This is a genomic window from Amycolatopsis sp. NPDC051071 (assembly GCF_040682875.1).
In the GTDB taxonomy this organism is placed as follows: domain Bacteria; phylum Actinomycetota; class Actinomycetes; order Mycobacteriales; family Pseudonocardiaceae; genus Amycolatopsis.
This window is the reverse complement of record NZ_JBFBBY010000002.1, coordinates 57,866-83,850: the sequence shown is the minus strand read 5'-3', so window position 1 is coordinate 83,850 and position 25,985 is coordinate 57,866. Positions and strand designations below refer to the sequence as shown.

Annotated in this window: 24 protein-coding genes and 1 tRNA gene; 14 read left to right on the top strand and 11 right to left on the bottom strand. The window is 68.1% G+C overall.

The window, feature by feature from the left end:
- Position 1 precedes the first annotated feature (1 nt).
- The 3 genes from ettA to AB0M65_RS01155 form a co-directional block, all read right to left on the bottom strand.
- Complete coding sequence (gene ettA, locus AB0M65_RS01165; RefSeq protein WP_364019481.1) at positions 2–1,678, bottom strand: energy-dependent translational throttle protein EttA; 1,677 nt, start codon at positions 1,676–1,678, stop codon at positions 2–4.
- A gap of 97 nt (positions 1,679–1,775) precedes the next feature.
- Positions 1,776–2,225 carry a single-stranded DNA-binding protein gene (locus AB0M65_RS01160; protein ID WP_364019478.1) on the bottom strand — a complete coding sequence of 150 codons (450 nt, stop codon included), beginning with the start codon at positions 2,223–2,225 and terminating at the stop codon, positions 1,776–1,778.
- Positions 2,226–2,474: 249 nt separating this feature from the next.
- A complete protein-coding gene (locus AB0M65_RS01155; RefSeq protein ID WP_364019475.1) occupies positions 2,475–4,502 on the bottom strand; it encodes a cytochrome c oxidase assembly protein in 2,028 nt (675 codons plus the stop codon).
- Between the two features lie 42 nt (positions 4,503–4,544).
- On the opposite strand from AB0M65_RS01155, the gene AB0M65_RS01150 reads away from it, so the two are divergent.
- Positions 4,545–5,183, top strand: a complete 639-nt coding sequence (locus AB0M65_RS01150; RefSeq protein WP_364019472.1) for a histidine phosphatase family protein — start codon at positions 4,545–4,547, stop codon at positions 5,181–5,183.
- On the opposite strand, the gene AB0M65_RS01145 is transcribed toward AB0M65_RS01150, so the two are convergent.
- Together AB0M65_RS01145 and AB0M65_RS01140 are read right to left on the bottom strand one after the other, a co-directional pair.
- Entirely contained in the window at positions 5,157–6,326 is a 1,170-nt protein-coding gene (locus tag AB0M65_RS01145; protein WP_364019648.1) for an ATP-binding protein, read from the bottom strand. The genes AB0M65_RS01150 and AB0M65_RS01145 overlap by 27 nt on opposite strands.
- 107 nt (positions 6,327–6,433) lie before the next feature.
- A complete protein-coding gene (locus tag AB0M65_RS01140; RefSeq protein ID WP_364019469.1) occupies positions 6,434–7,612 on the bottom strand; it encodes an MFS transporter in 1,179 nt (392 codons plus the stop codon).
- A 122-nt stretch (positions 7,613–7,734) separates the two neighbouring features.
- On the opposite strand from AB0M65_RS01140, the gene AB0M65_RS01135 reads away from it, so the two are divergent.
- The 6 genes from AB0M65_RS01135 to AB0M65_RS01110 all read left to right on the top strand — a co-directional run bounded on the left by AB0M65_RS01135 (position 7,735) and on the right by AB0M65_RS01110 (position 13,888).
- The gene (locus tag AB0M65_RS01135) at positions 7,735–8,784 is read left to right on the top strand and encodes a LacI family DNA-binding transcriptional regulator (RefSeq protein WP_364019646.1); all 1,050 of its coding nucleotides are present in this window, start codon (positions 7,735–7,737) and stop codon (positions 8,782–8,784) included.
- Positions 8,785–8,972: 188 nt separating this feature from the next.
- Complete coding sequence (locus AB0M65_RS01130; protein WP_364019466.1) at positions 8,973–9,362, top strand: peptidase inhibitor family I36 protein; 390 nt, start codon at positions 8,973–8,975, stop codon at positions 9,360–9,362.
- 245 nt (positions 9,363–9,607) lie between these two features.
- Positions 9,608–9,681 (top strand) — tRNA-Arg (locus AB0M65_RS01125).
- Positions 9,682–10,639: 958 nt separating this feature from the next.
- Complete coding sequence (locus AB0M65_RS01120) at positions 10,640–11,077, top strand: hypothetical protein (protein WP_364019463.1); 438 nt, start codon at positions 10,640–10,642, stop codon at positions 11,075–11,077.
- Positions 11,078–11,289: 212 nt separating this feature from the next.
- Positions 11,290–12,300, top strand: coding sequence for a hypothetical protein (locus tag AB0M65_RS01115; protein WP_364019460.1), 1,011 nt, complete (start codon positions 11,290–11,292; stop codon positions 12,298–12,300).
- Between the two features lie 208 nt (positions 12,301–12,508).
- Entirely contained in the window at positions 12,509–13,888 is a 1,380-nt protein-coding gene (locus AB0M65_RS01110; protein ID WP_364019457.1) for a hypothetical protein, read from the top strand.
- 11 nt (positions 13,889–13,899) lie between these two features.
- Here AB0M65_RS01110 and AB0M65_RS01105 read toward each other — a convergent pair whose 3' ends face one another.
- Complete coding sequence (locus tag AB0M65_RS01105) at positions 13,900–14,310, bottom strand: MarR family transcriptional regulator (RefSeq protein WP_364019454.1); 411 nt, start codon at positions 14,308–14,310, stop codon at positions 13,900–13,902.
- Positions 14,311–14,397: 87 nt separating this feature from the next.
- Here AB0M65_RS01105 and AB0M65_RS01100 point away from each other — a divergent pair, with 87 nt between their 5' ends.
- The 3 genes from AB0M65_RS01100 to AB0M65_RS01090 all read left to right on the top strand — a co-directional run bounded on the left by AB0M65_RS01100 (position 14,398) and on the right by AB0M65_RS01090 (position 17,155).
- Entirely contained in the window at positions 14,398–15,474 is a 1,077-nt protein-coding gene (locus AB0M65_RS01100) for a substrate-binding domain-containing protein (protein ID WP_364019451.1), read from the top strand.
- Positions 15,475–15,552: 78 nt separating this feature from the next.
- Positions 15,553–16,170 (top strand): AmiS/UreI family transporter, encoded by a 618-nt coding sequence (locus tag AB0M65_RS01095; protein ID WP_364019448.1) that lies wholly within the window; start codon positions 15,553–15,555, stop codon positions 16,168–16,170.
- Positions 16,157–17,155: an aliphatic amidase gene (locus AB0M65_RS01090; protein ID WP_364019445.1), complete on the top strand. Its 999-nt coding sequence runs from the start codon at positions 16,157–16,159 to the stop codon at positions 17,153–17,155. Before AB0M65_RS01095 ends, AB0M65_RS01090 begins: the two co-directional genes overlap by 14 nt.
- Here the strand turns inward: AB0M65_RS01090 and AB0M65_RS01085 are convergent.
- Positions 17,136–17,624 (bottom strand): hypothetical protein, encoded by a 489-nt coding sequence (locus AB0M65_RS01085; RefSeq protein WP_364019442.1) that lies wholly within the window; start codon positions 17,622–17,624, stop codon positions 17,136–17,138. The two genes, AB0M65_RS01090 and AB0M65_RS01085, sit on opposite strands and share 20 nt — an antisense overlap.
- A gap of 65 nt (positions 17,625–17,689) precedes the next feature.
- Here AB0M65_RS01085 and AB0M65_RS01080 point away from each other — a divergent pair, with 65 nt between their 5' ends.
- The gene (locus AB0M65_RS01080) at positions 17,690–18,154 is read left to right on the top strand and encodes an SRPBCC family protein (protein WP_364019439.1); all 465 of its coding nucleotides are present in this window, start codon (positions 17,690–17,692) and stop codon (positions 18,152–18,154) included.
- Here AB0M65_RS01080 and AB0M65_RS01075 read toward each other — a convergent pair.
- Entirely contained in the window at positions 18,094–19,509 is a 1,416-nt protein-coding gene (locus AB0M65_RS01075; RefSeq protein ID WP_364019644.1) for an MFS transporter, read from the bottom strand. The genes AB0M65_RS01080 and AB0M65_RS01075 overlap by 61 nt on opposite strands.
- Positions 19,510–19,640: 131 nt before the next feature.
- On the opposite strand from AB0M65_RS01075, the gene AB0M65_RS01070 reads away from it, so the two are divergent.
- Positions 19,641–20,069, top strand: a complete 429-nt coding sequence (locus AB0M65_RS01070; protein ID WP_364019436.1) for a helix-turn-helix domain-containing protein — start codon at positions 19,641–19,643, stop codon at positions 20,067–20,069.
- Between the two features lie 8 nt (positions 20,070–20,077).
- Positions 20,078–21,196: an ROK family transcriptional regulator gene (locus AB0M65_RS01065; RefSeq protein WP_364019433.1), complete on the top strand. Its 1,119-nt coding sequence runs from the start codon at positions 20,078–20,080 to the stop codon at positions 21,194–21,196.
- On the opposite strand, the gene AB0M65_RS01060 is transcribed toward AB0M65_RS01065, so the two are convergent.
- From AB0M65_RS01060 to ligD (AB0M65_RS01050), 3 genes are all read right to left on the bottom strand, one after another.
- Complete coding sequence (locus AB0M65_RS01060) at positions 21,174–22,562, bottom strand: amino acid permease (protein ID WP_364019430.1); 1,389 nt, start codon at positions 22,560–22,562, stop codon at positions 21,174–21,176. The genes AB0M65_RS01065 and AB0M65_RS01060 overlap by 23 nt on opposite strands.
- A gap of 31 nt (positions 22,563–22,593) precedes the next feature.
- The gene (locus AB0M65_RS01055) at positions 22,594–23,958 is read right to left on the bottom strand and encodes an aminotransferase class I/II-fold pyridoxal phosphate-dependent enzyme (RefSeq protein ID WP_364019428.1); all 1,365 of its coding nucleotides are present in this window, start codon (positions 23,956–23,958) and stop codon (positions 22,594–22,596) included.
- Between the two features lie 97 nt (positions 23,959–24,055).
- Positions 24,056–24,973, bottom strand: a complete 918-nt coding sequence (gene ligD / locus AB0M65_RS01050; RefSeq protein WP_364019425.1) for a non-homologous end-joining DNA ligase — start codon at positions 24,971–24,973, stop codon at positions 24,056–24,058.
- 45 nt (positions 24,974–25,018) lie between these two features.
- On the opposite strand from ligD (AB0M65_RS01050), the gene ligD (AB0M65_RS01045) reads away from it, so the two are divergent.
- The gene (gene ligD, locus AB0M65_RS01045) at positions 25,019–25,984 is read left to right on the top strand and encodes a non-homologous end-joining DNA ligase (protein WP_364019422.1); all 966 of its coding nucleotides are present in this window, start codon (positions 25,019–25,021) and stop codon (positions 25,982–25,984) included.
- The last annotated feature ends 1 nt before the right edge of the window (position 25,985 follow it).

The window sequence follows — 25,985 nt, the reverse complement described above, 5'->3', positions numbered from 1 at the left end:
CTCAGTCGCGGGTCAGCTTGCGATGGGTGACGCGATGCGGACGAGCCGCCTCGGCACCGAGACGCTCGACCTTGTTCTTCTCGTAGCCCTCGAAGTTACCTTCGAACCAGAACCATTGCGAGGGGTTCTCGTCGGTGCCTTCCCAGGCGAGGATGTGCGTCGCGACCCGGTCGAGGAACCACCGGTCGTGCGAGATGACCACGGCACAGCCGGGGAACTGTTCGAGCGCGTTCTCCAGCGAGCCAAGGGTCTCGACGTCCAGGTCGTTCGTCGGCTCGTCGAGCAGGATCAGGTTCCCGCCCTGCTTGAGGGTCAGTGCCAGGTTCAGCCGGTTGCGCTCACCACCGGAGAGCACGCCCGCCGGCTTCTGCTGGTCCGGACCCTTGAAACCGAACGCGCTGACGTAGGCACGCGAAGGCATTTCGGTCTGCCCGACGTGGATGTAGTCCAGCTTGTCCGAAACCACCTCCCATACCGTCTTCTTCGGGTCGATCCCGCCACGGTTCTGGTCCACATAGGACAGTTTGACCGTCTCGCCGATCTTGACCACACCGTCGTCCGGCTCCTCGAGCCCGACGATCGTCTTGAACAGGGTCGTCTTGCCGACACCGTTCGGCCCGATCACGCCGACGATGCCGTTACGCGGCAGGTCGAACGACAGCCCGTCGATCAGCACGCGGTCGTCGAAGCCCTTGCGCAGCTTGCTGACCTCGACGACCACACTGCCCAGCCGGGGCCCCGGCGGGATCTGGATCTCTTCGAAGTCGAGCTTGCGGTACTTGTCCGCCTCCGCCGCCATCTCCTCGTAGCGGTCGAGCCGGGACCGCGACTTGGTCTGGCGTGCCTTGGCGTTCGACCGCACCCATTCGAGTTCGGACTTCAGCCGCTTGGCGAGCTTGGCGTCCTTCTTGCCCTGGATGGCGAGACGCTCGCCCTTCTTCTCCAGGTACGTCGAGTAGTTGCCCTCGTATCCGACGACGTGGCCGCGGTCGAGCTCCATGATCCACTGCGCGACGTTGTCCAGGAAGTACCGGTCGTGCGTGACGGCCAGGACGGCGCCGGCGTAGTTCGCGAGGAACTGCTCCAGCCACAGCACGCTTTCGGCGTCCAGATGGTTGGTGGGCTCGTCGAGGAGCAGCAGATCGGGTGCGGACAGGAGCAGCTTGCACAACGCGACCCGGCGGCGCTCACCACCGGAAAGGTGGGTGACCGCCTCTTCCGGCGGCGGGCAGCGCAGGGCGTCCATCGCCTGCTCCACCGCGGAGTCGATCTCCCACGCGTCGGCGTGGTCGAGGTCCTCCTGGAGCTTGCCCATCTCGTCCATCAGCTCGTCGCTGTAGTCGGTCGCCATGAGCTCGGCGACCTCGTTGAAGCGGTTGAGCTTGACCTTGATCTCGCCAAGGCCTTCTTCGACGTTTTCGCGGACGGTCTTTTCTTCGTTGAGCACCGGCTCCTGCATGAGGATGCCGACGCTGGCGCCAGGCTGGAGGAAGGCTTCGCCGTTGCTGGCCTGCTCGATCCCCGCCATGATCTTCAGAACGGTGGACTTACCCGCGCCGTTCGGCCCCACCACGCCGATCTTGGCGCCGGGGTAGAACGCGGTGCTGACGTCGTCGAGGATGACCTTGTCCCCGACGGTCTTGCGCACCTTCTTCATGGTGTAGATGAACTCGGCCATACACGCGATCGTAGAGCGAGCCGATCGCGGCCTTGACGGCGGTCACCACCGAACTACCCACAGTCAGACCTACATCACTGAGGGAGCATCGCGAACCTCAGGCCACCGGCGCCTCTTCGAGCGCGGTGACCATGGGATTCGCCGAGGGCGGCGACGGTACCGGTATCGCCCGCGGCTGGTCACGGCCCATCCGCCGGATCTCGGCCGAACACCGCGCGAGGTTGGGGCCGATGGAGAAGGCCTCAAGCTCAGGTAGACCGAGAGGGGCCGGGATCTCCTCCGCCGTCTCGGCGCCACGCAGCCGTCCGGCCACGATCACCGGATCACCCTTGCTCAGGCAGGTGAAGGCCGCCATCGCCAGCTTCCGCCAGCAGGTGACCTTGACCGCGAGTTGACGCCCCTCACTCCACTCGCCCCTTTCCTTGTCGTACCGGCGTTCGACACTCCGCAAGCCGAACGACACGACGTCGTGCCCGTGCCCCCGCTGCGGATGGTGGACCGGTTCACTGGTCAGGTTGCCGACCATGGTCACCCACGTTTCACCCATCGCCATCACACTCGCCTTTCTCCTCGATCCGGGCCGCTCCCGGCGTCTCGCTTGATTTCAGACTGCCGTGGATCAAGGAGCGAAAAGGGGCGCGAGCGGGATCTGTGGACAACTCCCGGCGATGTGGGCTACCTGTGGACAACTCGGGTGGAAGTCGCGGGCCGGGCGGGGAGATGTGCTAGGGCCGGCCGCGTGGCGGATCCCCCATGGTCGTGAGGGGAACTTTGAGGGGCCCGGAGTCCGAGAAGCCTAGGAACCCTGTCCCGGGCCCCGGCCCTGATCGGCGAGTTTCTTCAGCATCGCGTTGTATGCGTTGAGATCCGCGTCACCGGTGACCTCCTCGCGACGGTCCCGCCGCCGCGCCTCACGCTCGTCCTGACGCGCCCATTGCACCAGCAGCGCGATCAGCACCAGCAGCACCGGCACCTCGCCGGACGCCCACGCGATCCCGCCGCCGAGCCGCTGGTCGGTGAGCAGGTCGGTGACCCACGGCAGCTTCAGCGATCGGTAGAAGTCCTGCCCCAGCACGGTCTGCATGCTCATCAGCGCGATACCGAAGAACGCGTGGAACGGCATGGCGCCGAACATCATCCCCAGCCGTCCCAGTGGCGGGAGCCGTCGCGGCGCCGGGTCGACACCGATCACCGGCCAGTAGAAGACGTAGCCGGCGAGCAGGAAGTGCGCGTTCATCGCCAGATGCGCCCAGTGATAGTTCAGCGCGGCGTCGAACAGGCCCGAGAAATACAGGCCGTAGAAGGAACCGACGAACAGCAGCAGCGCGACCACCGGATACGTCAGGAACCGCGAAAGCGGCGAGTGCACGGCGGCGAGCAGCCATTCGCGTGGCCCGGGAGGGGCGTCCTTGCCAGCCGGCGGCAGCGCCCGTAGCGCGAGCGTCACCGGCCCGCCGAGGACGAACAGCACCGGGGTCACCATGGACAGCAGCATGTGGTTGCCCATATGCACGCTGAACATCGCGGGCGCGTACCGCCCGATACCGGACGACGTCGCGATCAGCAGCACGAAACAGCCCGCGAGCCACGAGATCGTCCGGCCGGTGGCCCAGGTGTCGCCACGGCGCTTCAGCCGCCGCACTCCGGCGAGGTACAGCCCGGCGAGAACGATCGCGAGGGTGCCGTAGACGAGGTCGAACCGCCAGTCCGTGAGCAGCCGGAAGACGGTCGGCGGACCGGACAGGTCGTAGCCGATCAGCAGTTCCGTCGTCGACGGCTGGGTCAGCGATTCCTGCGGCGGCGGGGTCTTCGCGAGCCCCGAGGCGATGCCGATCGTGACGAACATGATCAGCACCTCGACCGCGGCGAGCCGCAGCAGCTGTCCGCCGCCCGCACCGTTCACCAGCCCGGTGACGCCCTTCTGCCGTTGCTGGTGCCCGAAGACGCCGAGCAGCAACAGCGCGACGATCTTCGCGAGCACGAGCAGGCCGTAGTCGGTGGTGAACAGGTCGCCGATCTTGATCCGGACCAGCGCGTTCACGATGCCGGAGAGCGCCATCACGACCCAGCAGACCAGCGCCAGCTTGGAGAACCTGGTCGCGGCGAGCTTGAGGTTCTCGCCCCGGCGCCAGCCGAGCGCGAGCACCGCCACCAGGCCGCCGACCCATAACGCGGCGGCGATCAGGTGGTACAGCAGGCTGTTGGTCGCCATGTCGTGCGAGCCGCCGCTCGCGGAATGCCCGGTGACCGCGACCGGGATCAGGCCGCCGATCGACAGGAAGAAGACCACCGTCGTCCAGCCCCAGGTCAGCGCGAGACGGCAGCCGAGCGCGACCAGCAGCGCGATCAGCGCGGTGAACAGCCAGGCCTTGGGCTGTTCGATGGCGTCGACGAGGTCGACCAGAACCTGCGGCGAGAGCACCTCGGTGAACGGGCGTCCCGCGCCGTCGGCCGCGGAGAAGAAAACTGACGCGACGGCGGCGAAGAACCAGACCCACGCGGCGACGCCCGCGACCCGGATGGCCGCGTAGCCGTCCGCCGCGAGCGTCCCGGACTTCTGCGGCGGGACGAGGAACGCGGCGAGCAGCAGGGAACCCACGCACAGCACCGACGAAGCCTCGGCCAGCACCCGGACGACGGTGATGCCGTACCGCGTCACGAGCCCCGGATCGGGCAGGCCGGCGATGACGTAACCGGCGCCGCCGGTCAGCGCGACCAGGCCGACGGCCACCACCGCGGCCAGGAGCGCCCCGATCGACACCAGCGGCAGGACGCCGGCCTTCCGTGCGGGTACGGCCGGTTTCGTCTCGGGGTCTGAAGGCACGTCACGAGGGTAAGCCGGACGCGCGAGGGGCAAGATGGCGGCGTGCGGATCATCCTGCTGAGGCACGCCGAGTCGCTCGGCAACGTCGACGAACTCGCCTACACCCGGACCCCCGACCACTCCCTCCCGCTCACCGAAGCCGGCCGTGAACAGGCGAGGCTGGCGGGCCCGGAGATCGGGGAACTCCTCGACGGCGAACGCCCGGCGGTATACGTCAGCCCATATCTGCGGACGCGGGAAACGTTGCGGTTACTGGATATCCGTAGTGCCTGCGAGCGGATCGTGCCGGAGCCGAGGCTGCGGGAGCAGGACTGGGGCAACCTGCAGGACCCGCTGGAGCAGGAGGTCCAGAAGCAGCGCCGTCACGAGTTCGGGCACTTCTTCTACCGGCTCCCCTTCGGCGAATCCGGCGCGGACGTCGACGACCGGGTCGCGGCCTTCCTCAGTGAACTGGCGGCCTGCGGCGAAAATCACCCCAAGACCGTGCTGGTCGTCTCGCACGGCCTGACCATCCGGCTGCTGTGCCGCCGTCTGTTCGGCTGGAGCATCGAACTGTTCGAGTCCCTGTCCAACCCGACGACCTGCGAATACCGCGTCGTCGAGCGCCACGGCGACAAGTGGACGCTGGACCGGCCGTTCAAGCAGTGGCGGGACTCACCCGACGGGGAGACGCAGGACTGACGGCGGCCCGAGGAGGACCACCCTGGTCCCCAGCCCGGGGCTGGACTCGATCCGCGCGTAGCCGCCGATCTCCGCCATCCGCGCGATGATCGAGTTCTCCAGGCCGAAGCCTCGACGGCGGTCGCCGACGTCGAAGCCGGCGCCGTGGTCTCGCACGGTCAATGACACCCCGCCGCCGATCTCCTCGACGCTGACGACGGCCCGCCTGGTCCCGGAGTGCTTCAACGTGTTGCGCAAGGCTTCCCTGGCGGCGTCGTGGAGGGTCTCGGCCGTCTCCTCCGCGATGTCCGGGCCACCCGCGTCCTGCACGACGACCTCGACCCGCAGTCCTTCCGCGGCCATTTCGGCGGCGAGCAGCCGCAGCCGCTGATGCAGTCCGGTCCGCGTCGCCGGTTCGTGTTCGAGGCTGATGCGGATGCGCATCGCCTGGGCGCGGGCGGTGCGGCGGACCCGGTCGAGGCTGGCCGCCGGGTCGAGTTCGTCGGCGGGAGCGGGGATCGCGAAGGACTCCATCACCTGCAGGACGGTGTCGTGGACGTCGCGGCGATGCCGCTCTCGTTCCGCCGCCCGGCCCTGCTGCTCCCCGAATCCGAGTGCGAACCGCATCGACGCGCCGACCAGGCCGACGATCGCCAGCGACGCCACCAGCGCGGTGCCGAGCGCGAGGAAGAGGCCGAGCAGAGACGCCGTGGCCAGCAGGGACTGCAAAGCCACCACACCCCCGATGACCAGTGCGCCCGCCAGCGCGCCACGCAGCAGGGTCCAGATCATCACCGTCCCCATCAGGTGTGTCCAGGTGATGGACGTGATCGTGGGTGACGCGACGAACGCGGCCCCCAGTGCCAGGAGCACCGCGACGCCGAGGTCGGCCACCGGCACCAGCCGTGCGCTCGCGGGGTCACGGGCGGACCAGCGGAAGATCCAGGCGATCTCGGCGAGATTCGGCACCAGGTACAGCGCCGCGACCACCCACAACGCCGTCGTCGAGCCGAGGCCCAACGCCCACAGCGCGTGGACCAGCATCACCAGCCGGAACAGCACCGGGACGAGCACGAGCCGGGGCAAGGTGGGCTGCACCAGCCGGGCCGGGATCCCGGGAACCTGGTGACGACCGGTCAGGACCCCTACGCCGCCACTGAGCATCAGCACCCTCACGCCGCCCTCCCCGGATCAGCCGTCCTGAAATGGCGAACGGATCGCATTCATTTCAGTTTACGAGCAATCAGCTTGCCCGCGTGTCGGCGAGGATGTCAACGGGCGACGGGTACGGACTCCTCCTCACGCTTCCGTGCCCGTGCGGCGGCGAGGGCGGACGGAACGATCAGCGCGGCGGTGAGGCCGACGAACAGGAATGACACCGAAAGCGACGTCACCTGCGCGATCCCGCCGATCAGCGGCGGTCCGGCGAGGAATCCGGTGTAGGCGATCGCGGTGACGAACGCCAGTTCCCGCTCCCCTCCGGTGCCGTCGGGACGTTTACCCGAAGCACCCGCCAGGCTCAACGCGATCGGGAAGGCGGCCGCCAGTCCGGCGCCCGCCAGCGCGAAGCCGACGAAACCGAACACCGGCAGGTCGGCGAGCGCGGCGAGGACGAGTCCCGCCGCGGCGATCCCGGCACCCACCGCCAGCGCGCGGGTGGCGCCGAACCGGTTCTGGAGCCAGGCACCCGCGAGCCTCGCGAGCGCCATGGACAGGGCGAACCCGGAGTAGGCGAACGCCCCGGCGCCGTCCCCGACGCCGTGGACGGACGTCATCAGCAGCGCGGACCAGTCCGAACTCGCGCCCTCCGCGATCGCCGAGAACAACGCGATGGCGGCGAGCAGCCACAGCACAGGACGTTTGATGGGCGGTATCCGCGGCTTCGCGACGGGCTCGGTGCGTACGGGCCGCGCGCCCGGCACGGCCGCGATGACGAAGGCGAGCACGACCAGCGCACCCAGCGCGGCGACGGTCAGGTGCCTGCCCGGCGACCAGTCGTGCGAGGCGGCGAATCCGGCGACGACGGAGCCCGCCAGCGCGCCGAAGCTGAATCCGGCGTGCAGAACCGGCATGATGGCCCGCCCGTGACGGCGCTCCACCTCGACGCCGGCGACGTTCATGGCGACATCCAGCGCGCCGACGCTCGCGCCGAGCACGAACAGGGCCCCGGCCAGCAGGGGCACCGACGTCGAGAAACCGACCATCGGCAGTGCCGCGCAGGCGATGATCGTGCTGCCCGCGACCACCGCGCGGGCACCGTGCCGCTCGATCAGCCGCCCGGAGACCGACGCGGCGATCAGCATACCGACGCTGGCCCCCAGCAGGGCGAGGCCGAACACACCAGGCGAAGCGTTCACCCGCTCCGAGAGCGCCGGTGTCCGCGGCGCCCAGGAACCGAGTGCCGCCCCGTTGAGAGCGAACACGACGAATACGGCCGTACGGTCACGCATAGACCCAAGTCCCCTTTCGCTTCCTGTTCTCCCAGAATGACTTAAGCGCTTCAGAAAGTCTACCGGTTCCTCGCCAGGGCTAGACTGTGGCCGTGACCAGCACCCGGCGAAGAAGGCCGACGTTGGACGATGTCGCCGATGCTGTCGGAGTGTCTCGGGCGACCGTTTCCAACGCCTACAACCGGCCCGACCAGCTGTCCGCCCAGCTGCGGGAAGAGGTGCTGCGCGCGGCCAAGAAACTCGGCTACGCGGGGCCGAATCCGACGGCGCGCAGCCTGGCCATGAGCCGCACCGGCGCGATCGCCATCCTGCTCGACACGAACCTTTCGACGGCGTTCTCGGATCCCGCGCTTTCGGTCACCCTCGACGCGCTCGCGACCGTCGTCGATCCCGAAGGCCACGCCCTCCTGCTGCTCCCCGGTGACGGCGAGAGCGGCGGCCCGCGCGCGGAGCGGGTCCTGACCGCGCAGGCCGACATCGCGGTGGCGTGTTCGCTGGCGGACGGCGCGCCGGCGCTGACCGCGGTCCGCGATCGCGGGCTGCCGCTGGTGGTGATCGACCAGCCGCAGGTACGCGGCGCGGCCCGGATCGGGGTCGAGGACCGGGCGGGCGCGGCCGCGGCGGCCCGGCATCTGCTGGACCTCGGGCACCGGCGGATCGGGATCTTCTCGGCACAGTGCCTCTCGGCGCCACGCGGAGGCGAAATGAACGCGGAGGAGGCCGGGAACAGCCGGTTCCACGACACGCGCGAACGGCTGGCAGGCTATCTGGAAACGCTGGCCGAGGCCGGGGTTTCGACGGCGGACGTGCCGATCTGGGAGGCGTCCGGTATCTCGGTCGAGGGAGCGATCCCGAGCGCGTTCGGCCTGCTCGACCGGCAGCCGAGGCCGACGGCGCTGCTGTGCATGTCGGATCAGCTGGCGCTGGCGGCGATCTCGGCGGCCCGGCAGCTGGGTCTGTCCGTTCCCGGCGATCTTTCGGTCGTGGGGTTCGACGACGCCCCGCCCGCCCGGTGGTCCGAACCACCGCTGACCACCGTCCGGCAGGATCTGTCGGCCAAGGGCCGGGTCGCCGGCGAACTGGTACTGGGGCTGCTGCGCGGCGACAAGGCACCCGCCCCGGCCCAGGTGCCCGCCGAATTGGTCGTCCGCGAGTCCACCGCACCCGCTTAGCATTCAGGTCCGGACCGGGCAAGGCGATCCTGGTGATCTGTGGACAACTCGCCCCGATCGAGCGGCGCACAACTACTTATCCACAGAAGTAGAAATGCGGGCTGACAAAGCCTTCCCGGCGAGTCATCGTGGAATCACACATTCACCGGCGGCGATCGAGCCGCTGATTCACGGGGGAGAACCCAGTCATGCAACGACGTTTGACGCACCTTCGCACACGCCTCCCGCAGATGCTCCTGCTGGCCGTGGCAGGCCTGCTGGCCAGCGCCGGAGTCGCGAGCGCGGCCGCCACGCCGCCCGAACCCGCCTGTCAGAAGGGCGAGTTCTGCGTATGGCCCGAAGAATCGTACGGCGGCGACGCGCGGAAATTCGATCTGCGCTCCTCGAATCCCGAAGAATGCATTCCCCTGCCTGAAGGATTCGACGGACATGCGTTCGTCAACCGGCTGAGCCGCGACGTCACGATTTACCAGAGCGAAGAGTGCACCACGGAGGGAGACTTCATCACCTATCCGGGTGGTGGCACCTACGTGCCCCAGGGACCGTTCGTGATCCGTGCCCTCAAGATCTGGGACTGATCACCTCCAGGCGGTTCGTGCCGGTCGCTCGCGGGAAGAGTCGACTCGCGACCAGTGCGAACCCAGGGGCCGCTCCCCCAAGGCGGCCCCGGCCCGTGGGCGCGTCACCCCGCGTCGTGACGCGCTCACGGGCGTTCCAAAAAACGGTGGGCCTGACCTGAAACGATCTGGCGGTGTCGAACGATCGACAGGTTGGCGACGGCTAAGCTGCCGATGCTGGGCGACACCCAACGTCGCCGACGTCGGCCCTCGTAGCTCAGCTGGATAGAGCAAGAGCCTTCTAATCTCTAGGTCGCAGGTTCAAGTCCTGCCGGGGGCACGCCGCCAAGGGGTAGCCCCTGGTCACGAGAGTGGCCAGGGGTTCCTTGAGATCCACGACTCACGCCGATCCACCATTTCCCCGCCTGATCCGGCGAGCTCGGCGCGGGTCGTCGTGGCCGTCGACGCGGCGGGTGCGATACCTCGAAGGGTGTTCCTTCGACTACTCGGCGAAGGTACGTCCCAAGCCCCCAATCCGGTACGACTCCACAGGGCTCTTGGCGCGGTCCCGAACGCATCAGTCCGGGGATGGGTGACCCGGGTCACCCATCGCGGGGGCCTGGCCGACCCCGTCGTCAAATTTCACCGTTATTTCGTGGCCCAGTGCCGGTAATTCACCATCCTGACGACAAGCCGGCGTCGGTTATCCGTGACACACAAGGAAAACATGAAGAAATGTCGGACTGGAAACCCTTGATACCTTGAGTAGAACCCATCTTCCCGCACGGTTCTCACCAAGAAAAACTGCGGTAAGCGGTCGAATCCGGCGGCGAACGGACGTCATTCCGGCCGCATGAACGTCTGCACGTGCGAATGACTTCCGCGGGTGTTCGGTACCGAACACTTCTCAGCCGTATCGCAACCCTGTGGTGAATTCACCGCGCACGTTCGGGTTACCGCGAGACACTCATTGCTTTTTTAAAGCACGTCTCAGTGTCAATTCGACGGCGCGCCGGCCGGGTCGTCAATCGATCGGGTGAAGACCATTCGCGCTGATCACCCCCGGTGAAGCCGATCGGACCGTTGGGCGCAACATTCACGAAACCTCCTGGCTACTGCTCCGTAGCCCCCGGAGTTCGTCCACAATGGGCATTGAGGCCCAGTTCAAGCTGTCCACTACACGGGTGACCGCAGACCGGGATCTCAAGCCTGAAAAGGAGCGGCTCCCCTTGCCCGGGGAGCCGCTTTGACGGTTCAACAACTCCACCAAACGGCAGAAGTTCCATGGAGGCTCAACCATGTCCAGCATACCGCTGGCTTCCGGCGACACGCCAGACGAAACACCCCGCGAGCAGGAGAACAAACTGCCCGCCAAGCATAATCACCATCGCGAGTGTCACTCGACCGAAGTCAGTCTCGACGAACTGCTCGACCTGACCCGTGAACCCGTCGGCATCATCACCGATCCCGCCTGCCGTCATCCGCATCTGCGGCGCGCGCGATGGCTCGACCTCTTCCACCGGACCTTGTTCGGCAGCTGGGCCGACACCAGGCGAGTCCTGCTCTACTGGTTTGCTCTCGTCACCGCGCTCGTGGCTATGGCGATCGCCGCGACCCCCGCCCTCCAGGCGGGTGCGCTCGGACTCGCCGGGCTCTGGTGGCTGCACCGCCGGCACACCACGGGCATCCCATTGCGACCCGAACCCCCGGAGCCCTTGCCCGCACTCGTTCTCTAGCTGATCGTCGGACGCGAAGAAACCGAAACGGGTGTGCATGCCGCTGAGGCTGACAGCGGCATGCACACCTCGCACCAGACCCAGTAAGGAGTCCGGAGCCGAACAAGGCACCAAAGGCCCATTCGCCAGGGTGCGACAACCCGCGGCCGTCGTCATGACGCGGCTTCCGAGTGGTCCTGGTCGTCGACGGCGCCCGGATACGAGGAGGGACTATGACCAGCAGCCCACACCAGGACGATTCTTCCCCTGTCCCGGCGGACAAGCCGGGAAATCCGGTTTCCCCCCAAGACAAGGCGCTACCGGAGCAGGTGACGGCCACCGCCGAGGTTCCGGCGGACGCGCCCCCTGAACGCAAGCGCGAAGACTCCATCGAGATCCGTTTGACCCGGCGGAACGTCCTCATCGCGGGGGCCACGCTCGCGGTCGGTGTCGGCGGCCTCTATTGGGCGATGCGGTCCACGGATATCGCCGATCGTGTCGACCAGCGGGAACAGGAACAACACGATTGGCAGTTGCCGCCGATGTCAGGTCCGCCCCTGCAGTACAAACTGTTCGGCACGAAGGCACGATCCGGGGACAGAATGGCGCTCCCGCAAGGAAACCGGCCGCCCGACTGGTTCGGTGCCGTGCACAGTGCCGCCGACCGGCAGCGCTGGATCCTCGCCAACGGCGGCGCGTGGGTCGGCGGGATCCAGTTCCGGCTGATGGTCGAGAGCCTCCGCCGATCGGTGGTCATCCAAGCCGCGTCGGTCCGGTTCGTCAGCCGTGGCCCGGTGCTGGACGGCACGCTCGTCGGCACGGTGCCCCAAGGCGGCAGCGACGGAACGGTCAGCGAGATTCCCTTGGCGGGCGCGAACCTGGACAACGACCGGCCGGTACTCCGCGCATTGAGCGGCAACTCGGACAAAGGACCGTTGGCGCTGGGTTCCCCGTTTCCCACCGCGCAGATAACGCTCGACTCCCATGCCGTGAAAGCCGTCGATATCATCGCCGAGGTACAGCGTTTCCATACCGAATGGGAAATCGTCCTCGAAGTCCTGGCCGACGGCGCCGCGATGAAAGTCCCGATCCGGCCCGACGGCGCGCCCTTCCGCACCACCGGCATCGCCGCCGCGTATCAGGCAGGCCTCGGCGAAACCGGCAGCTCGGAAGATCTCTCGGCCAATCGCGGACGGCTGGAACCACGTGACCCGGCGAAACTCCTGGGTGGCGCGAATGGATAAGTGGTCGGTTTCGGAAGTCCTTCATGGGTATCGGCGGATCCAGGTTTCCGCTGGGTGTGCGGCCGAAAGGTCCTCGTACCGGGTTGTACTCGGGCCTTTCGGCCGTACGTCCAGCGGGAACCTGGGCCGTCGAGACCCCGAAGGACCTCCGAAAGCAACCACTAAGACACTACGCATCGGCAAGCGGCCGCTGCTGATACTGGCGATCGTGGTGGCGGGCATCCTTGTCGCCGCACTGCTCATTCAGCTCACCCGTCGAGATACTGACACCGGCGCTGGTGTGCCCGCCGATTCCGGGGCGGCGACGTTCGGCGCGTCCTACGCCTCCGGTAACTGGCAGGTCGCCGTCCTGGACGCGACGCGCATCGACCACGACGCCCAGCACCCGGGATGCGTCGACGCGGTCACGTCGGTGGTCCGGTCGGGTGCGGCGGCCACGTGGAGCGGCGACCCGGTCAAGGTCGCCGTGCGAACAAGCCATCCCGGCGTCGTGATCGTCAACTCCGCCACCGTGAAGATCGTGTCCACCGAACCGGCGCCTCCCGAGGTCGGCGCCTTGTCGTGCGGGCCCCACCCGACCGGGGAGCCGAGTCCGCGAGACAACCGCAACCAACTGTCGGCCGGCGCGACCGGCGCGCGACCGGGCGACCGGATCGAGGCGGGCGACCCGATCCCCGAAGGCGTTGTCAAACCTTCGCTCGAGTATTCCTTCGAGCAGGCCGACAGCCGGCAATTCCAGCTGCGCACGTTCGTCGGCGACGGCGATGTCGTCCGGTGGACGCTCCAGCTCGCCGTCTCGGAAGGCGGCACCTCTCGCGTCATCGACCTCGATGACGGAGGGCATCCTTTCGTCACCATTGGCGCTCAGGCCCGGCAGCGACCGGTCACGAGCCGGTATGAATGGGACGGCGCGGCCACCGAGAATCGCGTTCGGCAAAGGCCGGGTGAAACCGCGCTCCAGCAGGACGATTTCGATTTGTCCGCCGCGCTGGAATCGATGTGGGGCAACGGCCCCCAACCTGTGATGCCGATCGGACCACTACCCGGTCCGTTGCGCTCGCTGACCTCCCTGTGCCGGATCGACCGCCAGGAACGGTGCTGGACGGTCGATCTCTTCGCCGGGAAGACACCCGTGGGACGGATCCGCGCGCAGCTGGGCGAGCTGGTGTCGCAGGACGGGGCGAGTGCCGTGCTCGAGTTTCCGCGTTACCGTCCCGGCGACCGGCCCTGCTGCCCGTCAGGGCCACGGACCCGCCACACCGTGACGTTGACCGGCGGGCAACCGCGGATCGAACCACCGATTCCGGCGGATCCGAACAACGCGGCCGCTGTCGCCTGCGCCCTCGGGGGCGGCGTGACTACCGGGCCGACTCGGGTCATCGCCACCTTGGGCGACACCCCGTGTGCGCGGGCCGTCGACATCGCCACCCGCTACTACCGCGACGTCGGCACACTGGGGAAGGGCAGCTACGCCGTTCTCGAAGTCGACGACTGGCAGTGTTCGGCGACCGACAAATGGCAGGAGCGGGACGGCGTGTTCGGCCGCTGCGAACGGGGAGGCGAAACCCTGGAGATGAGCAGGCCCTGACGGTCCGGGCTTCAGGCGCCGAGACCCCGCAGCGCCACGAGCACGTCTTCCGCCAGGCCGAGGCCGGCTTCCACCTCGCCGACCTTCGCGGCCACATGCCGGTGCGTCGCCCGCCCGCGGGCACTGAGGTGGACGAGCACCCGGCGCCGGTCGGCGGCGTCGACCTCGCGGTAGGCCTGCGCGGTGGTCACCAGTTTGTCGACGACCCTGGTCAGGGTCGGTCCGGTGGTCAGGGTGCGATCGGCGAGGTCGGCCATCGCGAGGCCGCCCTTGCCGCTCAGCGCGTCCAGCACCAGCCACTGGTCCAGGGTGAGACTCTCCTTGGCGAGCACATGCTCGACCCTGGCCGCGACAGCCCGCGCGGCACGGGTGAGCGAACCGGTGAGCGACATTCCGGCGGTCGCAACGCCGCGTGTCCCCATATCCCGTCCCCTTGCCAAAACCGGACACCGTCGCAATACTTCCAGGTGAAAGCATTTTGACCTTACCGGGCCACCGCACGGAGCGCCATGCCCCCTCGCCTCGCCACGCGGACCCGCGACGACACCTGGCGCGTGGCCATGGTGGTCCCGTTGCAGGGTCCCGCCGGGCTGTTCGGCCCGTCCTGTGAGGCGATCACCGACCTCGCCGTCCACGAACTCAACGAGTCCGGGGGCATCCTCGGCAGGCAGGTCGAAGCCGAGGTGGTCGACGGCGGTGGCACACCCTCGCAAGTGGCCGGCGACTTGCGACGGCTCGTCGAGGACGGGCAGGTCGACGCGGTGAGCGGCTGGCATATCTCGTCGATCCGGCACGCGCTCGCGCCGGTCGTGGCCGACAGGGTGCCGTACGTGTACACGTCGCTCTACGAAGGCGGCGAGCGCCGCTCGGGCATCTTCTGCACGGGTGAGACGCCGCGTTGCCAGATCGAGCCGGCGTTGCGCTGGCTGCGTGATCACCTCGGCACCCGGCGCTGGTTCGTCGTCGGGGACGACTACGTCTGGCCGCGCCGGTCGGCTCAGGCGATCCGGCAGTACGCTAAGGATCTGGATCTGCGCATCACCGGCGAGGCGTTCGTCGGGCTCGGCGCGGGCGATATGTCCACAGTGGTCCGTTCGGTGGAACAGTCCACAAGCGACGGTGTGCTCATGCTGCTGGTCGGACAGGACGCCGTGCGCTTCAACCGGGCGTTCGCCGCACGCGGGCTCAGCGACCGGCTGGTCCGGTTCAGTCCGCTGATGGAGGAGAACATGCTCCTCGCCAGCGGCGCGAACGCCACCAGGAATCTCTACGTCTCCGCCGCCTACTTCCGCTCCATGGTCACCGCCGACGCCATGGACCTGCTCGGCCGCTACGTCGACCGCAACGGGCCCGGCGCCCCGGCACTCAACAACGCCGCCGAATCCTGTTACGAGGGACTGCATACGCTGGCGGAACTCGTCCGCCGCGCGGGCACGCCGGAGCTGCCCGCGCTCAACGCGGCGATCGACGGCGTCGCCTATCACGGCCCGAGGGGCACGATCGAATTCCGCGGGCAGCAGGCCGATCAGCACGTTCACCTCGCGGTCGCCGACGGTTACGACTTCGAGGTGCTCACCCGGCTGTAGCCCCCTTGACTCGTCCTCGTCAACCACATAGTTTCATTTGGAATTATTTCATGTGACGCACATTACGCGGAGGTGAGCATGGGCAACGTTGGCCTGCTCTACGTCGGCGCCGCCTTGATGATCAACGGCCTGATGCTGCTCGGCCGGATACCGCCCCGGTCGGCGGCGGTGCTGAACCTGTTCGTGGGCACACTCCAATGCGTCACCCCGACCGTCCTGATCGTCCAGGCGGGCGGAAATCCGGACGCGATTCTCGCCGCGTCCGGCCTGTACCTGTTCGGCTTCACCTACCTGTACGTCGGCATCGCGAACCTCGCCGGTCTGGCACCCGAGGGCATCGGCTGGTTCTCGCTCTTCGTGGCGGGCGCCGCCGTGGTGTACGCGGGGATCGCGTTCTGGCACGACGGCGATCCGGTGTTCGGCGTCATCTGGCTGTCCTGGGCGCTGCTGTGGACGTTGTTCTTCCTCGTGCTCGGGCTCGGCATGGAACGGCTGACGCGGTTCACCGGCTGGACCGTCCTGCTGCTCAGCCAGCCGACCTGCACGGTGCCCGCCTTCCTCGGCCTGACCGGCGCCTACCGCAGTGACGGCGGTACCGCGCTGCTGGCCGCCGGGATCGCCGTCGCGCTGGTCGCGGCGGCCCTGTTGCTCCAGAAAACCCCTTCGGAGACAAGGAGTCCTCATGCGACACGGTGACATTTCCGCCAGCCCGGACACGGTCGGCGTCGCGGTGGTCAACTACAAGATGCCGCGTCTGCACACCAAGGCCGAGGTCCTCGACAACGCCCGCAAGATCGCCGAAATGGTGGTGGGCATGAAATCCGGCCTGCCGGGGATGGATCTCGTGGTGTTCCCGGAGTATTCGACGCAGGGCATCATGTACGACCCAGGCGAGATGTACGAGACCGCGGCCACGATTCCCGGCGAGGAAACGGAGATCTTCGCCGCCGCCTGCCGTGAGGCGCAGACCTGGGGTGTCTTCTCCATCACCGGCGAACGCCACGAAGAGCACCCGGCCAAGCCGCCGTACAACACGCTCGTGCTCATCAACGACCGCGGCGAGATCGTCCAGAAATACCGGAAGATCCTTCCGTGGTGCCCGATCGAGGGCTGGTACCCCGGCGACGAGACCTACGTCAGCGACGGCCCCAAGGGCATGAAGATCTCGCTGATCATCTGCGACGACGGGAACTATCCGGAAATCTGGCGCGACTGCGCGATGAAGGGCGCCGAACTGATCGTGCGCTGCCAGGGTTACATGTACCCGGCGAAGGAACAGCAGGTGCTGATGGCCAAGGCGATGGCGTGGGCCAACAACTGTTACGTGGCGGTGGCGAACGCCGCCGGTTTCGACGGCGTCTACTCGTACTTCGGCCATTCCGCGATCATCGGCTTCGACGGCCGCACGCTCGGCGAGACCGGCGAGGAGGAATACGGGATCCAGTACGCGCAACTGTCGGTGTCGGCGATCCGCGACGCGCGAACCTACGACCAGTCGCAAAACCACATTTTCAAGCTGCTGCACCGTGGTTACACCGGCGTGCACGACGCGGACGAAGGCGACAAGGGCGTCGCCGACTGCCCGTTCGACTTCTACAAGCTCTGGGTCACCGACGCCAAGAAGGCGCAGGAGAAGGTCGAGTCGATCACCCGGGACACCATCAGTCCTCCGCACCCATGATGAGCACGGTGAGCTGGACACCGCGTGAGGTGTGGAGGACGCTCAGCACCAGCGGGACGAGCACGAGCGCGAGGTAAGTCCACAATGGCCAGTGGTACAGGTGATTCAGGTGCCAGGTCTCCTTGAGGGCGATGAAGAAGGCACCCGCGCAGACGATGAACCATCCTTTGGCCTTGTTGGCGAAGGTGGTCATCGTGCGCCGCTGGCCGGCGGTGAGCGTCTTCATGAACTCACGCTGCATCCTCTTCCGTCGACGGCGTTCTTTGATGACGGCCACCGGCGGCACCAGCCACCACCAGCGCGACGTGGGGGTGCCGCCGGCGGGACGGCGTGTCTCGACCGAGCGCAGATCGTCGAACCGCTCGCTCTCCTCGCGGAGTTCGAGGGCGCCCTGATACATAGGCCCGGCGACCAGTAGCCAGCCGCCGAGGAAGGCGGACCAGGCGATGACGTACTCGATGTGGATCACCCTTTCCCCGGATCGCGCTCGCCGTGATCCCTCCCGGGCAGGGTAATCGGCCCTAAGATCGGAGGATGGACAGGATCGACCGAGGCAGCCGCGTGATCGAGGCTCCACCCGCGATCGTCTACAAAGCCCTGCTCGACCGGGAGTCCCTCGAAACCTGGCTGCCGCCCGAGGGGATGCGCGGCCGGATCGAACGCTGGGATCCCCGGCCGGGCGGCGGTTTCCGGATGATCCTCACCTATCTCGACGCCTCCGCCGCGCCCGGCAAGTCGTCGGACGCGACGGACGTCGCCGACGTCGGGTTCACCGACCTCGTGCCATCGGAACGGGTCGTCCAGACGGCGGTGTTCGAGGCCGAGGACCCGGCCTTCGCGGGCACCATGACGATGACCTGGCAGCTCACCGCCGCCGGTGACGGCACCGAAGTGACCGTCACCGCGGCGGACGTGCCATTCGGCATCGGCCGAGCGGATCACGAGGCCGGGATCGCCTCCTCCTTGGCCAATCTGGCTTCCTTCGTCGAAGCACGCTGACGTCCGGACGCGGTGACGATCGCGGCGAGGACGGCCATCACCAACGGCACCACGAAGGCCGCCCGGAACCCGCCGAGCGCGTCCTCCGGTGAGACACCCGCGCCGAGGGCGGCGACGCTGACCGCGGTCACCGCGGACAGCCCGAGTGCCGCGCCGAACTGGAACGCCGTGTACAGCAGGCCACCGGCCAGCCCTTGTTCCTCCTCGGCGATCCCGTCGGTGGCGACGATCGTCAGCGGACCGTAGGCGAGGGCGAACCCGAGGCCAAGGATGATCATCGACGGGAACATCGCCGCGTACGTCCAGTCCAGGCCCAGCGGCAGGAAGAGCGCGTACGCCGCGACGGCGAGCACGAGACCGCCGAAGATCACTCGCGTGTTGCCGAACTTCGCCACCAGCCGCGGGGTCAGCGTCGGTGCGAGGATCGCGTCGATCCCGGTCGCCAGCAGCGCCAGGCTCGTCTCGAGCGTCGACCAGCCCCGGAGTTCCTGCAGGTACAGCGTCACCAGGAACTGGAACCCGAAGAACGAACCGGCGTAGAGCAGCGCACTGACGTTGGCCCGAACCAGCGGTCCCGACCTCAGGATGCCCAGCCGCACCAGCGGCGCGGGTGAGCGGCGTTCGATGGCCACGAAGGCCGCCAGCGCGGCCGCTCCCCCGGCGAACGACGCGACCGTCCAGCCCCAGCCCCGCGCGGGGTGTTCCAGCCGGACCACCGCGTACGCGATCAGCAACATCGCCACGGTCACGGTGACGGCTCCGCCGAGGTCCAGGCGCCGCGGGACGCGGTCCTGCTTCACCGGTTCCTTGATGAGCCAGAGCGCGGCGGCCAGGATGACGGCGGACAGGATCACCGGCGTGAAGAACACCCATCGCCAGTCGATCCTGGTCAGCAGCCCGCCGATGACCAGGCCGAGCGAGAAGCCGCCCGCCGCGGTGCCGGCGTAGAACAGCAGTGCCTTGGTGCGTTTGGGGCCTTCTTCGAAACTCGTGGTGATGATCGACAGGCCCGCCGGGGTCATGAAGGCCGCGGCGACGCCGGTGGCGAACCGGGCGAGCAGCAGCATCCAGCCCTCGGTGGCGAATCCGCCGAGCCCGGAGAAGACGAGGAACACCACCAGCCAGGTCAGGAACATCCGGCGGCGGCCGTAGATGTCGGCGGCGCGCCCGCCCAGCAGCATGAACCCGCCGTAGCCGAGCACGTAGGCGCTCACCACGCCGCTCAGCGTCGCGGTCGACAGGCCGAGTTCGGCGCGGATGGACGGCAACGCCACGTTCAGCATCGCGACGTCGATGCCCTCCAGGAAAATGGCGCCGCACAGCACCAGGAGGACGCCCCAGGCCCGCCCGCTCATCCGGTCAGCGGCGCGCGGCGGCGTTTGCGTTGTGATCAAGGTCCAGACTCCCTCAGTGGACAAGGGACCGACGGTTACTCATTTGCCGGTCGGTTCCCTCTTGTAACCAAGGGAATCTTCCGTCACTATCGATGACCATGGAAGAAGGCACTTTGAACTCACCCAGTCGTTGTGAACTCACCGAGGCTGACTACGAGGCCTTCCAGTGGGACACCCGCGAGGACTGCGAGGTCCGCCAGATCCTGGACCGGGTGGCGGACAAGTGGTCACTCCTGGTGATCGCGCTGCTCGACGTGAACACCCTCCGGTTCACCGAACTGAAGTACAAGATCGACGGCATCAGCCAGCGCATGCTCACCACCACGCTGCGGCACCTCGAACGTGACGGGCTGGTGAACCGGACCGTCTACCCGGTCGTGCCGCCCCGGGTCGAGTACGCGCTGACACCGCTGGGCATCACGCTGCACAAGACCATCCAGTCGCTGGTCACCTGGACCGAGGACCACCAGAGCGAGATCGCCGGCGCACGCGCCCAGTACGACCAGCGCGTCGCCCCCTGAGGAGTCGTATGGCCAGACTGTCCGGCGGGGATCCGTCACTGCTGCGGCGGCTCAACGCCGTAGCGGTCCTGCGGGCGCTGTACGCGGCCGAGGAGCTCACCCTCGCCGAACTGGTCAGGGCCAGCGAGGTCTCCCGTCCGACGGTCGAGGAGATCGCCATCGACCTCGGCGAACAGGGGCTGGTCGAGGAGGTCCCGCTCTCCCCCGACGCGCCGCGGCCGGTGGGCAGACCCGCCAAGCGGTACCGGTTCCGTCCTGAGGCCGGCCACGTCGCGGGGCTCGAAGTCGGCCCGCACCAGGCGTTGTGCCTGGTCGCCGACCTGCGGGGTGACGTCGTCGGACGGGCGAGGGCCGAACTCACCCCGGAGATGGATGCGCCCGACAGGCTCGGCGCCGCTCACCAAGTGCTCGGCACCGCCGTCGAGGGCTACGCGAACGTGCGGGTGCTCGGCGTCGGCACCACCGGCGTCGTATCCGGCGGCAAGGTCGTCCGCAGTGATCGCCTGCCCGGCTGGGCGGGACTCGACCTGCCCGCGGAGTTCGGCAATGGCTGCCAGGTGCTGGCCGGGAACGACACCAAATTCGCGACGCTGGCCGAGCATTGGCGCGGGGCGGCACACGGCGTCGACGACGTCGTCTACGTGCAGGCAGGCCGGACGGTCTCGCTGGGCCTGCTGCTCGGCGGGAAACTCCACTCCGGGCATAACGGCGCGGCGGGCGAGATCGGCGCACTGCGGCGGGTCGGCTGGTACGCGGCACTCGACCGGTTCCTCGCGTTCGGCGACGGTTCCGGCTCCGCCGAAGCCACCAGACGGGTTTTCGAGGCGCTGCGTGGCGGCGATCCCGAGGCCGAGGCGATCGTGGCCGCCCTCGTGACGGACCTGTGCGTCGGCGTCGCCGCGGCCGTGCTCACCGTCGACCCGCGGCTGGTGGTGATCGGCGGCGGGCTCGCGCAGGCCGGTGACCTGCTGACGACGCCGTTGCGGACCGAACTGGCCCGGCTGTGCTTGTTCCCGGTCCGGGTGGAGACGTCCTTGCTCGGCGACGACTCGGTGGCGCTCGGCGCGGTCCGGCTGGCGCTCAGCCACGTCGAGCACGCATTGTTCAGCGTCGCGGACGTCGCCTGAGCAGGCTGATCACCACGATCAGCACGGCGACCGCGCCACTGGTGAACAACTGCGTGCGTGCGTCGGCGTCCGTCCACATGAGAATCAAGACACCCGCCATCGCGATCAGCGCGACCCAGCTGAGCCACGGGAAACCCCACATCCGCACCGGCAGCTCGGCGGCCGTGCCGTCGCGTTCCGCCGCTTTCCGCAGCCGCAGCTGGGAGATGGCGACGAAGATCCACACCAGCAGGATGTTCGCCCCGATGGCGTTCAGCAGGAACGGCAGCACGTGCTCTGGCGCGAGGAAGTTCAGCAGGACGGCCACGAAACCGAACGCGACCGACGCCAGCACCGCCGTCCTTGGCACCCCGGCTCCGGACAGCCGCAGCATCGCGCGCGGGGCTTCACCACGCGAGGCCAGGGAGAACACCATCCGCGATGCGCCGTACAGATTCGCGTTCAACGCCGAAAGCAGCGACGTCAGCACGACGAAGCTCATCAGCAACGCCGCCGACGGCACCCCGATCCGCTCCAGGATGGTCACGAACGGGCTGGTGTTCGCCGAGGCGGATTCCCACGGCAGCAACAGCACGATCAGCGTGACCGAGCCGACGTAGAACAGCAGCAGCCGGACGATGACCGTGCGGGTGGTGCGGCGGATCGAATCCGCCGGATCCTCGGACTCCGCCGCCGCGATGGTGACCAGTTCCATACCGCCGAAGGAGAACGCGACCGCGAGCAGGCCGGTCAGCACCCCTTGCACGCCATTGGGCAGGAACCCGCCGTGTCCGGTCAGGTTGTCCATGCCCACCGGCGACGTCCCCGGCAGGATCCCGAACACCGCCAGCGTGCCGAGTACGAGGAACCCGACCACCGCGGTCACCTTGATCGCGCCGAACCAGAACTCGAACTCGCCGAACGAGCGCACGGCGAACAAGTTCACCACGGTCAGCACCGCCATGAAGACCAGCACCCAGGTCCACTGTGGAATGCCGGGCAGCAGCCCGTTCGCGATCCCGGCCGCCGCGGTGGCTTCGGCGGCCACCACGACCACCAGCAGCGACCAGTACAGCCAGCCGACGGTGAACCCGGCCCAGCGCCCGAGCGCCTTCTCCGCGTAGACCGAGAACGAACCGCTGCTCGGCTCGGCGGCCGCCATCTCACCCAGCATGCGCATGACGAGCACCATGAGCAGGCCCGCGACGACGTACGAGAGCAGGATGCCGGGGCCCGCGGTCTTGATCCCCGCGCCGGTGCCGACGAACAACCCCGCCCCGATCGCGCCACTGATCGCGAGCATGGTGACGTGACGCCGCCGGAATCCGTTGCCGAGGGACCGGTTCTCCACCGCGGTCACGGGTTCGGCGGGATTTGGTGCGGGCATGGTGGATCCATTCGTTCGCGGTACTCGGTGCTCAACCGCGGGACAACTCTTCCAGCCGCTCGTGGAGCCGGTCGACGTGGTCCTCGCTTTCGGGCTTCATCAGCACGCTACGCAGGATCCTCGCGCCGTCCGCGTCCGCACCGGCGCCGGTGTGGCGCAGGCCGAACTGCGCCTCGCTCACCCGCAGCGTGCTGAGGAACACCGGATCCTTCGCCGCGGCCATCCCGTTACGCATGATCCGCGCGCTCACCTCGTCGATCTTCGACAGGGAAAATGGTTCCGTGCGCGGGAAATACGTGACGATGTCGAGTTCCGGTGGCTGGTACAGGTCGAAGCGTTCGGAGTCCTCCAGCAGTTTCGCCCAGCGCAACGCCGCCCGGCGCCCGGCCGCGAGCACCTGGCCCAGCCCGCCGGGGGTGGGTGGCAGCACACGGAAGGTGAGCCACAGCGCGGCGGCCGCCGCGCCCGCCCGCGAGCATTCGAGACTGATCTCGCCGAGGTGCAGGTCTTCCGAGGTGAAGTAGGTGTACGGCGAATCGTGCAGGTAGAACCGGCCGGCCGTGGGGTCCCTGAACAGCACCGCACCGCAGCCGTAGGGCTGGAGGCCGTGCTTATGCGGGTCGATGACGATCGAGTCGGCCTCGGCGATGGCGAGCCAGGGCGCCTCTGGCAGCCCTTCCGGACCGTCCAAACCGGACAGAAGACGGAAGAAGCCCCCGTAGGCGGCGTCGACGTGGATCCGGACGCCGTACCGTTCGCGCAGTGCGAGCGCCTCGTGGATCGGTTCGACCGTGCCGAGCGCGGTCGTGCCCGCGGTGAGTACCACGGTGCCGATTTTCCCGGTCCGCAGCAGTTCTTCGAGTGCGTCGAGGTCCATCGCGCCCCGGGCGTCGACCGGGACCGTATACCCCTCGACACCGAGCACGCCGCACATCCGGCCGTGTGTGTAATGCGCCTCGGCGCTGTAGGCGATCCCCTTGCCCGGACGCGTTTCCCGCGCGACGAACAACGCTTCGAGGTTCGCCACCGTGCCGCTGGTGGTCAGATGCCCCAGATGCTCCGGATAACCGAACATCGTGGCCAGCTGACCGACGACTTCGCGTTCCATCTCGGCCGTCGCGGGGCCGCCGTCGAGCGCGTGGTTGTTGGGGTTGATCAGCATCGCGGTCAGGTAGCCGACCACGGCGGCCGGATGCGGTGGTTTGAGCATCTGACCGGCGTAGGACGGGTGGAAGAACGGGTAGTTGTCCTTCAACCGCTCGGTGAGCTCCTCGAAGGCGGTTTCGAACCGCCCGTCGGGGATTTCCAGCGACGGATGCCGCCGGACGGGGGTGAACGTCTCCGCCCACGCCTCGTTCGACGTCAACGCCTGACCGAGCCAGTACCGGAAGTCCATCGGGGCGCCCTTCGATCGTTCGGCTCCAAAAAACGTAGGAGCCGCCGGAGGTTTCGCGCAACCGTCTTCGGTAGGGGTCGCCCCGGCGGTCGGGGACTCACCGCGACGGGATGGCCGCGCGGTGCTCGGCGATGTCGCCGAACAAGTCACCCAGCTCCTCGACCCGCTCGATCACCTGCTCGGCGGTGAACAGCAGGTCGGCGGCCTTGCCGCAGGCCTCGACCTCCTCCCAGGTCACCGGGGTGGACACGGTCGGGATGGCGCGGCCGCGCAGGGAGTACGGCGCGATGGTGGTCTTGGCGGTGTTGTTCTGGCTCCAGTCGATGAACACGCGGCCGGGGCGGATCGCCTTCGTCATCCGCGCGACCACGCGCTCCGGCGACCGGCGCGCCAGTTCTTCCGCGACCGCCTTGGCGTACTCGGAAGGACGATCCTCGGACCGGGTGCGCACCGGGCAGTACAACTGCATTCCCTTGTTGCCACTGGTCTTCGCGTAGACGGTCAGCCCGTCTTCGGTGAGCAGCTCGCTGAGCGTTTCGGCGACCCGGCAGCAGTCGACGACGTCCGCCGGCGGGCCGGGATCGAGGTCGAAGACCAGCAGATCGGGTGGTTTCCGCGCCCCGCGCGGGCCGACCGTCCACTGTGGAATATGCAGTTCGAGTGCGGCGAGGTTGGCCGCCCACAGCAACGTCGGGAGATCACCGACCACCGGGTAGTCGAGTGTCTCCTCCCCGCCCCGGCGGCCGCGGTTGGTGAGCCGGGCGGTGCGCACCCACTCCGGCGCGTGCCGGGCGACGTTCTTCTCGTAGAACGGTTCGCCGTCGACGCCGTCCGGGAAACGGCGGAAGGTGGCGGCGCGGTCGCGTAGATGCGGAAGGATGACGGGGGCGATGCGGCGGTAGTAGTCGAGAACCTCGCGTTTGGTGAAACCATGCGCCGGATAAAGCACCTTGTCCAGATTGGACAGACTGAACCGACGTCCCTCGACCTCGACCGTTATCCGCTCCTCAGGCACCCTTCGACGATAGATCACCGAAGCGGTTCCGGGGTACCTTGAGCCATGACCACCGTGCCGGACGCGATCGCCCCGATGCTGGCGACGGACGGTGACCTGCCCACCGGCGGGTGGGGATACGAGTACAAATGGGATGGTTACCGCTGCTGCCTGCGTGTCTCACGCGATGGCGAGACACGCCTGACCAGCCGCCGCGGCCTCGACATCACAGCAACGTACCCGGACCTGACCGGCGAAGCCCTCGACGGCCGCGAAGCCGTCCTCGACGGCGAAATCGTCGTCCTCGACGACAAGGGACGGCCGAGTTTCCCCCTGCTGCAGACCCGGCATCTGCGTACCCCGGACGCGACACTGCTGGAACGCAGCCCGGTGCACTTCTTCGCCTTCGACGTCCTCCTTCTCGACGGCGAGCTCCTGCTCGACGAGCCCTACAGCGCCCGTCGCGAACTGCTGACCGCGGTGACGCCCGGCGGACGCCTGGTCATACCGCCGGGTTACACCGACGACGACGTCTCACCCGATCAGCTGCTCGACGTCGCCCGGCAGCATGGCCTCGAAGGGCTGGTCGCGAAGAAGAACGACAGCCGGTATTACCCCGGTAAGCGCACGCGGCAGTGGATCAAACGGGCACTGTGGCTGACGCAGGAGGTCGTGATCGGCGGCTGGCGGCCCGGTGAGGGACGCCGCGGGGGCACGTTCGGCGCCCTGCTGCTGGGCGCGCACGACGACTCCGGCGGGCTTCGCTACATCGGCGACGTCGGAACCGGGTTCAGCGACAAGGTCCTCGAAGACTTGCACACCCGCCTCACCCCCTTGGCGCGGAAGACACCGCCGTTCGCCTCGGAAGTCCCGCGAGACCGGGCCCGGGGCGCGCGGTGGGTGACGCCGGAACTCGTCGGCGAGGTCGTGCACCGGAACTGGACGCCGGACGGGCGATTGCGGCATACGGCTTGGCGTGGGTTGCGGGCGGACAAGACGCCCGGGGACGTCGTTGTGCCTTCATCGCCCTGAC